The sequence below is a fragment of the Bacillus sp. 2D03 genome (assembly GCF_003946765.1).
In the GTDB taxonomy this organism is placed as follows: domain Bacteria; phylum Bacillota; class Bacilli; order Bacillales; family Bacillaceae_G; genus Bacillus_A; species Bacillus_A cereus.
Map to the genome: position 1 here is coordinate 150,364 of NZ_RPSJ01000003.1, position 14,858 is coordinate 165,221.

Here is a 14,858-nt window from a genome sequence, read left to right on the forward strand (position 1 = left end):
AAAGATTTGAAAACATCTCGCATACACATTTTTATAAAAACACATAGAAAAGAGCCCTTGCTTTCAACAAAAGGACTCTTTTCATAAACTATTTAGCTACTTCTTCTTTCGGCATTACCATACCTTTATAAAGTTGAACAGTTATCCAGTAATACATGAAATAAATGACTAAGAAGATTCCTATTGGCACCCACACTTTCACAAACGGGTCAACTAATATAAAGCTGAATAAGTTAAGCCCAACTAAAACGTGAGAAATGCCAATGATTGCTGGGAAGATAAATAAATACGAAATTTCTTTATATATACTTTTCGTTAACATACTACGTCTCACGCCAATTTTTCGTAACATTTCATAACGTCGTACGTCGCGAGAAGCACCTGTTAATATTTTGAACATAAGGGAACTTGCCATCATTGCTAAAAAGGCAATTCCGAGGAAAAATCCCATAAACATTGTTCCGCTCATGAAGCTGTTCGTTAACTGATAAATTGTCATTTTCGTAAATATGTCTACCTTTGCACCTGTTGCTTTTTCAATTTGTTCTTTTTGTCTCTTGTCTATTTCGATCAATAATGGTTTATATTTTTTCATATCATCTACTTTTGCTAATGTTACAGTGTGTTCGGTTCCTTGAATTCCTTTATAATGCTCTTCATCTGCAATTCTTACTGGTTTTCCGTTAAATTGATTATGTGTAAGTTGTATTTCTCTTACAATAGCATCTTCCCAATCTTTTGGCATACGAGGAAGCTTATTCGCTACTTCAGGAGCTTCCAAAGCAGAATATACGGGTTCAGTTAAAGGTTCAGCCACCCGTTTACGCGCAGGTTCTTTTAAAGTTTTCGTATCAAAGCGTTCGGAAATTAGTGGTGGCTTCGCTACTAAGTCGTTACGTAAGTAATACACCGCTTCCCCATCTACTTTATACTTGTACTTGCTTTCTTCAACAATTTCCATTTCTTTTAATGCTGCTGTATCTTGTTCGTTTGGATCATGAATTGCAACATCATATACACGAGAAAGGTCTGTCATAATACCTACATTTTTTTGGAAAGCCATACCTGCAGTCATCGCACCTGCGCCTAATGCAATTAACATAGCTACAGTACCTAATACTCTTGATAAACTATTAACTCGAAAGCGTAGCTGTGCGTATGTAAAACTATTTAAGCCCGTTTCATTTCGTTTTTTATTTCCTTTAATTTTCATCACAAAAAATGGGAGTAATGAACTAAAGATGAAATATGTTCCAAGTGTTGTAACGATGGTTGCTATAATAAAACCTAATTCAGCATATATTTTTACATTAATCATAAAATAGTACCCTGTACTTACTAGTAATACACCAAGTACTGTCATTATTATAATGCGAGTTTTACTTTTCTTCACTTCATCTAGTGTTTCATCTTCACGAATTAACTCTAGTTCAGTTTTACGTAACAATCGGACACTGTTCATTAAGCCAGTAATGAAAAATAGTATTAAGAAGAAAATAGCTGTGACTAAAATTGCTGGTGTGTATACAGATGCATAACTACCTTTTGCTGAAATTTCCATTCCATTCATTAAAAAGTTTCCTGCTACACTTGCAAGTAACATCCCTACTAAAATACCGATAATAATACTGACAATACCCATACCGAATGTTTCAATAAATAATAACTGTGCTACTTTTTTCTTTTTTGCACCAAGCATCATGTACATACCGAGTTCTTTTCTTCTTAATGTGAGCAAGAAAGAGTTGGCATATATAATATAAAATACAGTAATGAAAGATAATAGTATTGCACCTACCCAAAAGACGAGTCTAATACTACTAATTAGACTATTATCTTTCGTAAATTCACTATTCATCGCCATTGTTTGGAACATGTAGAAAATACTAATACTAATAACGAGGCCAATAAGTAAAACCATATAATCTTTTAACATCTTTTTCATACTATGACGTGATAATTTAAATAACATAGTTTCGCCCCCCCCTACTTAGACTCAGCAGCTGAGCCCATATGAGCGAGCACACCTAAAATGTCTTGATAGAAATTCTCTCGAGTGCCTTGACGATTTAATTCTTTATAAAGAAGACCATCTTGAATAAATAAAATACGCTCACAATAACTTGCACTAAATGCATCGTGTGTAACCATCAAAATACTTACATTGTGATTTTCATGTAAATCTTGCATCGCTTCTAATAAACTTTTTGCGTTTTTACTATCAAGCGCACCTGTCGGTTCATCTGCTAATACAATTGCTGGATTATGTACTAAAGCTCTTGCCGCCGCTGTTCTTTGCTTTTGTCCTCCAGAAACAGCCGTCGGATATTTTGTTAAAATTTCGGTGATACCTAATTTCTTCGCAACGTCATTTACCTTTCCAGTAATCTCACTTGACGGTACGCCTTGCAAAGAAAGTGGTAAAGCTATATTTTCATAAATTGATAAGTTTTCTAGAAGATTAAAATCTTGAAAAATGAAACCTAATTTTTGAGAGCGAAAATCAGATAACGCATTGCCCTTCATAGAAGTAATATTTGTACCAGCTATCGTCACACTACCACCTGTCGCTTGGTCAAGTGTACTTATCACATTAAGTAAAGTCGTTTTGCCAGACCCAGAAGGTCCCATGATCCCGACAAATTCTCCTTCTTTAATACTTAACGATACACCCCTTAATGCTTTTGACTGATTCTCATTTCTTTTCCCATACGTTTTTTCTACACTTTCTACAGTAACTACATTTGTTGACATCTCTTTCACTCCATCCCTTTTGTATAAAATTAATTTCTCACATATTTCTTATTATTTTGCCATGTAAATCCTTAAGATTTTTTTAATTATTCATTCAATAAGAGTTACACCCTTAACATGAACCTATTTCCTACTCCATATTCTCATTTTTCTACAACTCGTTCCCTCGATTTCGCTTACATTTACCTTACATTTTTGTAAGATAAAAACGAAAACACACTAATTGCTAATAGTGTGTTTTCTTTACAATCAATATTTTCTATTCTTTATTTCTTCTTCAATACTTGCCACAAATACATCTAGCGCAATAACTTCTGACTTCTCTTCCCCATATTTACGTACATTTACAGCTCCGTTTTCCATTTCCTTATCCCCAATAACAAGAACATACGGTACTTTTTGCATTTGTGCTTCTCTTATTTTATATCCTAATTTTTCATCTCGTGCATCTTGTTCAACACGAACTCCAGCTTGTGCTAATTTATGTGCAATCTCATTGGCATATTGTTCATGTACTGCATTTGAAACTGGAATTACTTTCACTTGAACTGGTGCCACCCATGCCGGGAACGCACCTCCAAAGTGCTCAATTAATATTGCTAAGAAGCGATCTAATGACCCTAAAACTGCTCTGTGAATAACAACTGGTCTTTTCTTTTCATTATTTTCATCTATATAATTCAAATCAAATTTCTCTGGCATTTGGAAATCAAGCTGGATTGTTCCGCACTGGTGGCTTCTATTTAAAGCATCTTTAATATGAAAATCAATTTTCGGCCCGTAAAATGCACCGTCACCTTCATTTAGTCTATATTTATAATTTAGCGATTGTAATACATTTTCTAATGCCGCTTCTGCTTGCTCCCATAATTTATCATCACCCATTGAATCTTCTGGACGAGTAGAAAGCTCTACTTCATATTCGAATCCAAAAGTTTTATATACGTAATCAATTTGCGCCATTACTGATTTAATTTCATCTTCAATTTGTTTTGGAGTTACAAATAAATGTGCATCATCTTGGCAGAAAGTACGTACTCTTAATAATCCGTTTAACGCACCACTAAATTCATGACGATGTACTTGACCAAATTCACACATACGAATCGGTAATTCACGATAAGAATGCAATTTATTTTTAAACATAAGCATGTGCCCTGGGCAGTTCATCGGTTTTAATGCAAAACTTTTATTATCTACTTCAGAGAAATACATATTATCTTTATAATGTCCCCAGTGCCCTGATCTCTCCCATACTTCTTGGTTCATCATGAACGGAGTGCGTACTTCTTGATACTTATACTCTTTTTGAATTTCTCTTAAAAATGCTTCCAATTCGTTACGAATCATTTGTCCTTTCGGTAAATAAAACGGCATTCCCGGAGCCTCTTCAGAAAACATAAATAACTCAAGTTCACTGCCTAACTTACGATGATTTCTTTTTGCTGCTTCTTCAACGAAATGTAAATACTCTTCTAATTCTTTTTGAGAAGAGAATGCAACACCATATATGCGCTGAAGCACTTGGTTATTACTATCACCTCGCCAATATGCACCGGAAACGTGAGTTAATTGAAATGCTTTCAAATAACCTGTAGATGGTAAATGTGGTCCTCTACATAAATCTACAAATTCACCTTGTTTATATAGTGTTACACTTTCCCCACTAGGAATTGCTTCTAAAAGTTCTAATTTCAAGCGGTCGTTCATTTCTTGAAACAGTTTAGCTGCTTCTTCTCGAGAAACCTCAACTCGTTCTATCTTTATATTTTCATTTATGATCTTTTTCATTTCTTTTTCGATTTTTCGTAAATCTTCTATGTTTACACTACTTGGAAGATCCATATCATAATAAAATCCATTTTCAATAACAGGTCCTACTCCAAGATTTATATCACCATACAATCTTTTTACAGCTTGCGCTAAAATATGTGCCGCGGAGTGTCTTGCAATTTCTACCCCTTCATTTGAATCTATAGTAATGATTTCCACTTCCGCATTTTCTTCAATATCTCGGCGTAAATCATATAATCCATCATTTACTTTCCCCGCGACTGCTTTCTTTTTCAAACTACTGCTAATGGATCCAGCAATTTCTTCTAAAGTAACTCCATTTACAAATTCTTTAACGCTACCATCTGGAAATTTAATTTCAATCATTTGTTCTTTCATTTTTCATCTCTCCATTTCATAATAAAAAGCACACTCATCCCTAAAATAGGGACGAGCGTGCTTTTACCCGTGGTTCCACCCAGATTCCCATTGTAAATATACAATGGCTTCATTTACGGTAACGTCGTTTACACGGCACTAGATACTTCATTTCCCTAGTGCAGCTCTAAGGTGGTAAGTTATTTTTCTGCGTTAGGAAGTTCTCAGCTTTCCTTCCTTCTCTGTATAACCGGGTAAAATAACTCGTGTCCTTTTCTTCGCTTATTATGAAATTGAATGCAAAAAAGCATATTCATCCCTAAATATAGGGACGAATATGCTTATATCCGTGGTTCCACCCAGATTCCCATCACAAAAAAACATAATGGCTTCTTTTGCGATAACGTCGCATACACGGCACTAGATACTTCATTTCCCTAGTGCAGCTCTAAGGTGGTAAGTTATTTTTCTGCGTTAGGAAGTTCTCAGCTTTCCTTCCTTCTCTGTATAACCGGGTAAAATAACTCGTGTCCTTTTCTTTGCTTTTTGTAAAACATCCATTTATTGTTATTTAATATATCTTATTCATTTTATTTTTGCAAGTGTTTAAAAAAATTATTTATTTAATTTAAAAAAGCGAAACCAAATTTTTTTGGTTTCACTCCACAATTTTACCAATCTTGTGGTTCGTAATTTAAGTCTGCAAATAGACGTCTTTTCTCTTTCTTCGTTAAATCTCTCCACTGCCCAACTGGTAAATTATTCAATTCGATATTCATAATTCTCGTACGTTTTAACGTGTATACTTGATAACCTAAAGCTTCACACATACGGCGAATTTGGCGATTTAGCCCTTGTGTTAAAATAATTTGGAACTCATATTTTGATAACTGTGTAATCTCACAAGGAAGCGTTTTTGTTCCTAAAATTTTAACACCCGCTGCCATTTTCTCTAAGAAATCAGGTGTAATTGGCTTATCTACTGAAACGATATATTCTTTCTCATGTTTGTTTTCAGCACGTAAAATCTCATTAACAATATCACCATCATTCGTTAACAAAATTAAACCGTCTGAGTCTTTATCAAGACGTCCAATGTGACTAATTCGTAAAGGATGGTTCACTAAATCGATAATATTACCTTTTACAGCTTTTTCACTCGTACATGTAATACCTACTGGTTTATTTAAAGCGATATATACGTGATCTCGAGCAATTCGAAGCTGCTCTCCATTTACTCGTACATCATCACCTGGGTTCACTTGGTCACCAATTTTTGCAACCTTACCGTTAATAATTACTCTTCTCTCATTAATTAGTTTATCCGCTCCACGTCGAGACGCTTTTCCAGCTTCACTAATAAATTTATTGATACGCAAATTAGGCACATCCTTTTCTAAAAAAATTTCAAGCTCACACTGCTTCTACCGTACAATACAAAAGGGTAAGCCTCCTATTATAACTTAAATATATTAACATGAAAGGGTATATAACGTCTTCTATTAATTACTTGTTTATAAGAAAATATCTTTATTATACATTCATTTATGCACTTTTTCAGCGTTTAATATACAAGCCATTCTTCCATACATACAGCTTGTTTTCCTTTTATCCCTTCTATCTCTTCATGAATATTAGCTAATTTATATAAACCTGAGAAAATCTCTTCCACATAATGTTGATGCATCTTTTCATCTTTCCAATACGTTAACACTATGTAACGATTTTCATTTTTTAAAGACTTCCCAACTACTCCACCTAACATTCCTTTTGCTTTTTCCATTCCTTTATTCCAAATTGTTTCTTGCTTATGTAAAAAATGATTTTCCTTTTCCATCTTTACATCACATATAGCAACTCTTACGAATGATCCTTCTGTAACAACGTCTTTCAAATGCGTATCAGTTATATCATACAACGTTTGAAATAATTCAATTTCACATGAAAGAAACGTATCCTCTTGATTACTATTTAAATAAATTGTATCGTGAGCACCATTCATAAATGATTGATATGTACTTCTATCTTCCCATAAAGTAAATACACATGCCTCATCTTCATACCATCCACCAAATTGTCCATGAAAACCATCTAGGTGCCGTATATCACGCCATTTTCCTTGCGCATTTGAAAACAATTCCTTTTTCTCTTCTTCCACCTTACAGTAGATTGTTTTTAGTAGCATTTTTAATTCCCCCTTTAGCATATAATTTATCTTCTTCTCACAATAATTAGTTCACATAATATTTTTATAATCACCCTAATACTTTTTATAGACATATAGAACTAATCATATTTATCACTACATCTATCAAAACATCTATCGAATTTAATTTCAAATGATTCAGAATAAAAAAAGATGTAACTCTTAATGAATTACATCTTTAGCTAATCTCCCTTATTCATCTTTTTCTCAAATAAATAATACGTAATTTCTCCCGGATAATGTACTACTGCTACCTTCCGCTCCCCTTTTTTAAAACTAACAGTATGCCCATTTTCCCCTAAGTTCTCCCATCCACTCGCCTTTGTAATTGGCATTACACTTATATATTGATAGTCCTCTTCCTTATCATCGTTAATATGGATTGCTGACATTGGCACTGGAAAATCTTTAATTTTAGATTCTTTATTCATAAATATGAATGCAATTAAACCAACTAATAACATAACCATTGAAATACTTGAAACTAGTTTTCTTCTATTCATTTTCACTAAAAACCCTCTTTTCTCACATATAACTTTCATCATTTTACTAACTTTAATTATTTATGTATAGAAAAGATATATTTTAAATCATTTCTAACCTATTTTCTCTACTTAAAACAACATTATTGTTATATATTATAATTATAAGTTTTTAAATTTTGGAGGCGTTACATATTGCAGAAATTACTTTTTACTAAATGGACAGTTGTTATTTCTATTTTCATCATTTTTGGTACAATTTTCTACGTTACTAATGTTAAAAATAACCACGAAAAAGCAACTATAGAAACAGCGGATACAAAAACTTTCAAAACTAAATTACAACCTAAAATCAATGAATTGACTACTACTTATAATGACATCATCAAAAAAGATTGGTTACCTGCTTGGGAAGAGATTAACACGAATGGAGATTCAGTAGATCGAAATAAACTATTAGTTACAATGAGTGCTGTTTCCAAGCAGTACGAAACAATTATGAACGAAATAGACACGCTTAAAATTGAAGAAAACATAACAGATATAGATATACAAAAACAACTACTTCAATTCACAAATCAGTTTAAATCCGCATCAAATTTCATGAAAAATGCAGCAAATTTGATTATAGACGGAGCAAATAACTCTACTCCAACCGATGAAACTATTGAAAAAACAAAACAAGCTTTAGGACTTGCGGATCAACATATTGTCATCGCTTTATCTACTTTAAATGAAGTTGAAGATAAATTAGGACTTACAAAAAAATAAAACTATTTACTATTTTAAAATAAAAAATGATTGCAATTCACAATTTGTATGTCTATAATGTTTTTATTGATTTACAATCAATGTGTTTATAAATTTTATAATTCGGATGAACCATTCAGGAGAAGGTCTATTGATCTACCGACGGGGCAAAAAGTTGTTATACCAACTTTGAAACTCTCAGGTCTTGGTTACAAGTAGAACTGCATGGGGACGAATCTCTGGAGAGACTCCCTCTCGCTTTCATAGAGCGCGGAGGAAAACGAGCACCGAAGGAGCAAATCCGCTACTTTAGCGGATAATCTCTCAGGTAAAAGGACAGAGACAAGCGAAAGAAAAAGCCGATTGTATCGGTTTATTTTTCTATCCCTTGTTTCTCCAGAGACCATTTCATTTACTTGAAGTGGTTTTTATTTTTTCTAAAAAAGGAGAATAAAGATGGAGACAGTAAGTAAAGTATTAGAACAAATGAATCAATACGTGTGGGGATTACCAACTTTGTTGCTACTCGTTGGAACAGGTATCATTCTCACAGTGCGTTTGAAAGGTTTACAGTTTAGTAAACTATTATACGCTCACAAACTAGCGTTTAAAAAATCAGAAGATACTTCTTCTTCTGGAGATATTAGTCACTTCCAAGCACTCATGACAGCTATGGCCGCAACGATTGGTATGGGAAATATAGCCGGTGTTGCAACAGCGGTTACAATTGGTGGTCCTGGTGCAATATTTTGGATGTGGATTACCGCTTTATTCGGTATGGCAACAAAGTATGCCGAGGCAATACTTGCAGTAAAATACCGTGTTAGTAATGAAAATGGTGAATATTCAGGTGGACCAATGTATTATTTAGAGCGTGGTTTAGGTAAGAAATGGCTGGCAGTATTATTCGCTATATTCGGCACAACTGCTTCTTTCGGTATTGGTAATATGGTGCAATCTAACTCAGTTGCAGAGGCAATGCGAATTAATTTCTCTTTCCCTCCTGCTTTAACTGGTATAGTAATGTCATTTTTAATCGCAATTGTTATTTTAGGCGGTGTAAAAAAAATTGGGAAAGTGACGGGATATGTCGTTCCTATTAAAGCTTTCTTTTATATAATTGCTGGTCTTATAATTATTTTCTATCACTACGACCAAATTCCAGAAGCATTTTCACTTATTTTTTCTGGTGCATTTAATGGTACAGCAGCTGCTGGTGGTTTTATTGGGGCAACAGTTGCATCAGCTATTCAAATCGGAATGGCGCGTGGTGTATTTGCGAACGAAGCTGGTTTAGGGAGTGCCCCTATTGCCGCGGCGGCGGCAAAAACTGATTCGCCTGCAAAGCAAGCTTTAGTTTCAATGACTGGTACTTTTCTAGATACGTTTATTGTATGTACAATTACAGGACTAGTATTAATTACTACAGGTGCTTGGAGATCTGGTAAAACTGGCGTTGAAGCTACAACATTTGCATTCCAATCTGTATTTGGTACTGCTGGTAGTATGATTCTCGGTATCGCAATTATTTTATTTGCCTACTCTACTATTTTAGGCTGGTCGTATTATGGAGAAAAATGTGTAGCTTATTTATTCGGAGAAAGTGCAGTTAAATATTATAAAGCAATCTTTATTGTTATGATTGCAATTGGTGCTAATTTAAAGCTAGGAATCGTATGGACATTTGCTGATATTGCAAATGGACTTATGGCAATTCCAAACTTGATTGGTCTAATTGGATTAAGTAGTATTGTTGTTGCTGAAACGAATCGCTTTTTACAAGCAGAGAAATTGAAAGAAAATAATAAAAAACAGGCAAGTTAATCTATGAAAAAAGGAATGACTCATACATGATGAGCGTTCCTTTTTTCATCCCCTCTTTTACTTAATTACTATCATTAAAAATATATTTATATCAATATTTACTCCTTTTTATTCCTTCAAAAGTTTTTCACATAAATGTCATAAATCGTATGGTCTAACTATATAGTTGAAAAGGAATGCGACATTAAGGTGTCACTGAAAAACTCATCCAAGAAAAGGGAGGAAAAATCTTTTGAAAAACAAAATCATCGTTTTCCTATCTGTTTTATCATTTATTATTGGTGGTTTCTTCTTTAACACGAATACTTCAAGCGCTGAAACATCATCTACTGATTACGTTCCTAACCAATTAATCGTTAAGTTCAAACAAAATGCATCTTTAAGTAATGTGCAATCTTTTCATAAATCTGTCGGAGCTAATGTCTTATCTAAAGATGATAAGTTAGGTTTTGAAGTCGTACAATTTTCAAAAGGTACTGTAAAAGAAAAAATAAAGAGCTATAAAAATAATCCAGATGTGGAATATGCAGAACCGAATTATTACGTTCACGCCTTTTGGACTCCAAACGACCCATATTTTAATAATCAATACGGGTTACAAAAGATTCAAGCTCCACAAGCTTGGGATAGCCAACGAAGTGATCCTGGTGTGAAAGTAGCTATTATTGATACAGGAGTTCAAGGCTCACACCCTGATCTGGCTTCGAAAGTAATTTACGGGCATGATTATGTTGATAACGACAATACATCTGATGATGGTAATGGTCATGGTACACATTGCGCTGGAATTACTGGAGCACTTACGAATAACAGCGTCGGAATTGCTGGTGTTGCCCCACAAACTTCAATTTATGCTGTCCGCGTATTAGATAATCAAGGAAGTGGTACTCTTGATGCTGTAGCGCAAGGTATTCGAGAAGCTGCTGATTCGGGTGCAAAAGTAATTAGTTTAAGTTTAGGAGCTCCAAATGGTGGTACTGCATTACAACAAGCCGTTCAATATGCATGGAATAAAGGCTCTGTTATAGTTGCAGCTGCTGGAAATGCTGGAAATACAAAAGCTAATTACCCTGCTTATTACAGCGAAGTAATTGCAGTTGCTTCTACAGATCAATCAGATAGAAAATCTTCATTCTCTACTTATGGTAGCTGGGTAGATGTTGCAGCACCAGGTTCAAATATATATTCAACATATAAAGGAAGTACGTATCAATCATTAAGTGGTACATCTATGGCAACACCTCATGTTGCAGGAGTCGCAGCTCTTTTAGCAAATCAAGGATATAGCAATACACAAATCCGCCAAATTATTGAGTCTACTACTGATAAAATTAGTGGTACAGGTACGTACTGGAAAAACGGTAGAGTCAATGCATATAAGGCTGTACAATACGCTAAGCAATTACAAGAAAATAAAGCTTCTTAATAAATAAAGTAAAATTTTAATCGGTCGATCTACCATTAATGCCGGATAAAATAGAAGGAGAGACTTCTACAATTAAAGCCTCTCCTTCTTACAAACTATATTACTCTCCCTGCTTTTTAACCATATGTAAATACAGTATAAAATCCATCATTGTCGACGAATGACCAAGTTGACGGATCATCGCTGTTATATTTCCTCTATGATATGTACCATGATTTACAACATGTTGCACTAATTCTAAAATCGAAGTTTCTAATTTCCCTACATATGGATTCTCAATAACAAATACAGCATTCACATCTTGTATTGTAATTAAAAACTCTTTATATTGATTTGCCATGTTTTCAAACATTTTTTCTAATTCATGTAACGATTTAGTTTCAATTTGTTTTCGTAAATCTTCTCGGTCTTGTATTGCTTCATTCATACTTTTACCATGCAATATATGTAACCACACTTGATCTGTAATATAAATATGCACAAAAGTATCCTTAATGGATGGGAATACACTCTGTATCTGCTCGTTAAAAATTTTCTCATAGTTTGGTAACTCTTTTAATCGATTGAATAATCTAGTATTAGCCCAAGCATGGTAATCACACTGTTTTAATATATAATCTTTCAATTTATATTACCTCCTTATTGTATGAAACGAATGGCTTGTTTCTTCATTTCTGATTCTCTATCAGCCTTTGCAATCCCTTTTTCTTTCATTTCATGCTTATTTATCGTTTTATATTTTACATACGTATAAAATTCCGTTTGAAATGGAAATGGTGTAATCCGAATTGTTTCCTCGTCCACCCATTCAGCTTGAATAAGTTTCTCCTCTTTACTATTAAACATTTCTGTTCCTTCAAAACCATCTTTAAATAAATCAATTTCATCTTTCTTTTTGACACCAGGCTTATTCATACATACGTATAAAGAAAGTTCATCACAAAACTTTAATAATCTATAATGCTTATCGAACATCGCAAACTGTTCCTTTGTTAACGTTTTCAAAATTCTTTTTTGTCGTTCTAATTCATGTTTATAAAATGACATCATCTCTTCATCTTCCTCGTTTAGTGGAAATGATAAAAAATGTTTACTACAAAGCAATGCCCCGTATGGATTAGAATTTTCAATTTCATTCAATCCAATCGTATAAAAAACAAAACGTAATGGGCTTGGACAATCCATAAATGTATATGGAATATTTTTAGCATCATTCAAAATTGGTACTTTATCAAGCTCTATCCATCCTCTGTCATGCTCATATATTGCATCAACTGTTTCTTTTAAATATGTTTTATCTTCAAAAAAGTCTTCTTTTATATGCTTTGCAATCTCTCCAGCTAAAAAACCATGATCATGTTGACGAATTAAAATACTTTCCTTCTCATTTTTTTCACGAAAAATCATTCGTATACTCCCCCTCATCCTCATATTAAAGCTTTTTATATGCATCGATTCTTAATTAATCCCTAAATAATAGAAGGGATTCAGTCTCTTGCAACGAAATTAACATAATTATATAGTATTCTTTCTAATCATAGTGATAGCTTTATCTTTACTATCTATTATACTAAAACATTCATTCCAAAAATTTTTTTATGAGGTGAAGACATGAACAAAACAGAATTAATTAAAAACGTAGCTCAATCAGCTGATATTTCTCAAAAGGACGCTTCTGCAGCTGTACAATCCGTATTTGACACAATTGCTAATGCATTACAATCTGGAGATAAAGTTCAACTAATCGGGTTTGGAACTTTTGAAGTACGCGAAAGATCTGCTCGTACAGGACGTAATCCGCAAACTGGCGAAGAAATTCAAATCGCCGCTGGTAAAGTTCCTGCATTTAAAGCAGGTAAAGAATTAAAAGAAGCTGTTAAATAAAAACAAGAAACCAGCCATTTTATAGGCTGGTTTCTTGTTTTTATTTAAGCAATTGCTTTATATTCTCTGCATGATACACTTCACAAATATAAAATACACATTTGCAGTTACTTACAATTTGATACTTTCTAGTTGGATACACATTCGCTGTAACAGAACATCCATCAAACAATTCAATAATATTTCCAGATGGCTGATATCCTTCATATAATACGTTTCTTCTTACTTCCATCTTTTCTATAAGCTTTTCAACAGGAATATTTCCACTCTCTAATTCACTCTTTATTGCGTCCGGTAAAAACGAAGTGTCTGCAAAAATTAGATTTTCAGATAACACCTTTCCTTTATAACTAACATTAGATACACGGTAAAGAAATGTTCCATCTTTATCAAAGAAATTCTTTGCTTCTTTCGGAATGTACTGTCTACCAAGTGCCTCTTGTTCAAGAACATCAAACTGAACTGTATCATTTAAAAGCTTTTCTAAAGCATGAATGGATGATGTATCTCCAGAAAATAAAATATTTTTAATTGCTTGTACATTATAAGTGAATTCATTCTTTCTATTTTCCGCTACTAACATGAGGAACACCTCTTCTGTAATTTTTTTATTTAAGATTTAAAAGTGCTGCCGCGTCTAATTGCGTAATTTCAGTCACTTCCTTACTGAATATTGCAACAGAAGCCCTATAATCTAAACTAGGCCTTACATCTTCCATCATTGTATTACTTGCTAACTCTTGTCTATCCTTAAAAACCAACAAGTTTGGAGGATCATTTGGAGCTGATACTGTAATATGTACTGGTGGAATCATTAGTCCTTCACCTGTCGCTTTCAGCACCGCTTCTTTTCGAGTCCAATATGTTAAAAAACCTTCTATTTTCTGTTCATTTGGCAGTTTCATAACTTGCGCTATTTCAATGTCTGTTAATACACCTTCTGCCATTTTCATAACATCTATACTTGGATTCATTTGTTCTACATCTATGCCAACAGGTGCAGATTTTGTAAATGCAACGACAACCCACTCACCTGAATGCGAAACGGATAATTGCGGCATACCTTCTGGTAATTGTGGTCTTCCATGCTGCAATTTACATACTGAGCACATTCGATCAATTGGTACTTGGACTGGTGACATAGAAAGTATCTTGCCGAGAACTAATCTACTTATTACGCAACCTATTATAAAACGAGCTCGATCTGCCGAATGATGATACGAATTTGCTTTCTCTCGCTCTATATCATTTAGTAAATTGTAATGCCATGATTGTAAATCCGAAATTCTTGCCCACCATATTTGACAATCATTCTCATTCAAAGTTGGAATAGAATCTACAACTTTACTTTCTATCATGTAAACTCTCCTTTATTCAACGA

14 protein-coding genes, 1 riboswitch and 2 other annotated features are annotated in these 14,858 nt (G+C 33.7%); of the genes, 4 read left to right on the forward strand and 10 right to left on the reverse strand.

All coding sequences use genetic code 11. From position 1 onward, the window contains the following. Positions 1-88: 88 nt before the first annotated feature. The 6 genes from EBQ15_RS09035 to EBQ15_RS09060 form a co-directional block, all read right to left on the reverse strand. Positions 89-1,972: an FtsX-like permease family protein gene (locus tag EBQ15_RS09035; protein WP_000897862.1), complete on the reverse strand. Its 1,884-nt coding sequence runs from the start codon at positions 1,970-1,972 to the stop codon at positions 89-91. A 14-nt stretch (positions 1,973-1,986) separates the two neighbouring features. Then, the gene (locus EBQ15_RS09040; protein WP_000106426.1) at positions 1,987-2,754 is read right to left on the reverse strand and encodes an ABC transporter ATP-binding protein; all 768 of its coding nucleotides are present in this window, start codon (positions 2,752-2,754) and stop codon (positions 1,987-1,989) included. A 249-nt stretch (positions 2,755-3,003) separates the two neighbouring features. Next, a complete protein-coding gene (gene thrS / locus EBQ15_RS09045) occupies positions 3,004-4,926 on the reverse strand; it encodes a threonine--tRNA ligase (RefSeq protein WP_000663087.1) in 1,923 nt (640 codons plus the stop codon). A 44-nt stretch (positions 4,927-4,970) separates the two neighbouring features. Beyond that, positions 4,971-5,193, reverse strand: a binding site (T-box leader). A 36-nt stretch (positions 5,194-5,229) separates the two neighbouring features. Then, positions 5,230-5,454, reverse strand: a binding site (T-box leader). A gap of 122 nt (positions 5,455-5,576) precedes the next feature. Beyond that, a complete protein-coding gene (rluF, locus tag EBQ15_RS09050) occupies positions 5,577-6,284 on the reverse strand; it encodes a 23S rRNA pseudouridine(2604) synthase RluF (protein ID WP_001222160.1) in 708 nt (235 codons plus the stop codon). 185 nt (positions 6,285-6,469) lie between these two features. After that, a complete protein-coding gene (locus EBQ15_RS09055; RefSeq protein WP_000925170.1) occupies positions 6,470-7,090 on the reverse strand; it encodes a YdbC family protein in 621 nt (206 codons plus the stop codon). 203 nt (positions 7,091-7,293) lie between these two features. Next, positions 7,294-7,656: a hypothetical protein gene (locus EBQ15_RS09060; RefSeq protein ID WP_001999750.1), complete on the reverse strand. Its 363-nt coding sequence runs from the start codon at positions 7,654-7,656 to the stop codon at positions 7,294-7,296. 132 nt (positions 7,657-7,788) lie between these two features. Here EBQ15_RS09060 and EBQ15_RS09065 point away from each other — a divergent pair, with 132 nt between their 5' ends. The 3 genes from EBQ15_RS09065 to EBQ15_RS09075 all read left to right on the forward strand — a co-directional run bounded on the left by EBQ15_RS09065 (position 7,789) and on the right by EBQ15_RS09075 (position 11,593). After that, complete coding sequence (locus EBQ15_RS09065) at positions 7,789-8,364, forward strand: hypothetical protein (RefSeq protein ID WP_001170883.1); 576 nt, start codon at positions 7,789-7,791, stop codon at positions 8,362-8,364. A gap of 208 nt (positions 8,365-8,572) precedes the next feature. Continuing rightward, positions 8,573-8,693, forward strand: a riboswitch (glycine riboswitch). 106 nt (positions 8,694-8,799) lie between these two features. Continuing rightward, positions 8,800-10,167 carry an alanine/glycine:cation symporter family protein gene (locus EBQ15_RS09070; RefSeq protein ID WP_000451049.1) on the forward strand — a complete coding sequence of 456 codons (1,368 nt, stop codon included), beginning with the start codon at positions 8,800-8,802 and terminating at the stop codon, positions 10,165-10,167. A 232-nt stretch (positions 10,168-10,399) separates the two neighbouring features. Continuing rightward, a complete protein-coding gene (locus tag EBQ15_RS09075) occupies positions 10,400-11,593 on the forward strand; it encodes a S8 family peptidase (RefSeq protein WP_000790937.1) in 1,194 nt (397 codons plus the stop codon). Positions 11,594-11,693: 100 nt separating this feature from the next. Here EBQ15_RS09075 and EBQ15_RS09080 read toward each other — a convergent pair whose 3' ends face one another. Together EBQ15_RS09080 and EBQ15_RS09085 are read right to left on the reverse strand one after the other, a co-directional pair. Next, positions 11,694-12,218, reverse strand: coding sequence for a DinB family protein (locus EBQ15_RS09080; RefSeq protein WP_000656260.1), 525 nt, complete (start codon positions 12,216-12,218; stop codon positions 11,694-11,696). 14 nt (positions 12,219-12,232) lie between these two features. Further along, positions 12,233-13,000, reverse strand: a complete 768-nt coding sequence (locus tag EBQ15_RS09085; protein ID WP_000577282.1) for a DUF3891 family protein — start codon at positions 12,998-13,000, stop codon at positions 12,233-12,235. A 204-nt stretch (positions 13,001-13,204) separates the two neighbouring features. Between EBQ15_RS09085 and EBQ15_RS09090 the strand changes: the two genes are divergently transcribed. Then, a complete protein-coding gene (locus EBQ15_RS09090; RefSeq protein ID WP_001043905.1) occupies positions 13,205-13,477 on the forward strand; it encodes an HU family DNA-binding protein in 273 nt (90 codons plus the stop codon). A gap of 40 nt (positions 13,478-13,517) precedes the next feature. On the opposite strand, the gene EBQ15_RS09095 is transcribed toward EBQ15_RS09090, so the two are convergent. Then, on the reverse strand, positions 13,518-14,060 hold the full coding sequence (locus EBQ15_RS09095) for a hypothetical protein (RefSeq protein WP_000959126.1): 543 nt from the start codon (positions 14,058-14,060) through the stop codon (positions 13,518-13,520). 25 nt (positions 14,061-14,085) lie between these two features. Next, positions 14,086-14,835, reverse strand: a complete 750-nt coding sequence (gene sfp, locus EBQ15_RS09100) for a 4'-phosphopantetheinyl transferase Sfp (protein WP_000572999.1) — start codon at positions 14,833-14,835, stop codon at positions 14,086-14,088. Positions 14,836-14,858: the final 23 nt, after the last annotated feature.

Coding starts and splice junctions, on each gene's coding strand:
- EBQ15_RS09035 (WP_000897862.1), bottom strand. CDS start 1,972: ATGTTATTTAAATTATCACGTCATAGTATGAAAAAGATGTTAAAAGAT.
- EBQ15_RS09040 (WP_000106426.1), bottom strand. CDS start 2,754: ATGTCAACAAATGTAGTTACTGTAGAAAGTGTAGAAAAAACGTATGGG.
- thrS (WP_000663087.1), bottom strand. CDS start 4,926: ATGAAAGAACAAATGATTGAAATTAAATTTCCAGATGGTAGCGTTAAA.
- EBQ15_RS09055 (WP_000925170.1), bottom strand. CDS start 7,090: ATGCTACTAAAAACAATCTACTGTAAGGTGGAAGAAGAGAAAAAGGAA.
- EBQ15_RS09060 (WP_001999750.1), bottom strand. CDS start 7,656: ATGATGAAAGTTATATGTGAGAAAAGAGGGTTTTTAGTGAAAATGAAT.
- EBQ15_RS09070 (WP_000451049.1), top strand. CDS start 8,800: ATGGAGACAGTAAGTAAAGTATTAGAACAAATGAATCAATACGTGTGG.
- EBQ15_RS09085 (WP_000577282.1), bottom strand. CDS start 13,000: ATGATTTTTCGTGAAAAAAATGAGAAGGAAAGTATTTTAATTCGTCAA.
- EBQ15_RS09090 (WP_001043905.1), top strand. CDS start 13,205: ATGAACAAAACAGAATTAATTAAAAACGTAGCTCAATCAGCTGATATT.
- EBQ15_RS09095 (WP_000959126.1), bottom strand. CDS start 14,060: ATGTTAGTAGCGGAAAATAGAAAGAATGAATTCACTTATAATGTACAA.
- sfp (WP_000572999.1), bottom strand. CDS start 14,835: ATGATAGAAAGTAAAGTTGTAGATTCTATTCCAACTTTGAATGAGAAT.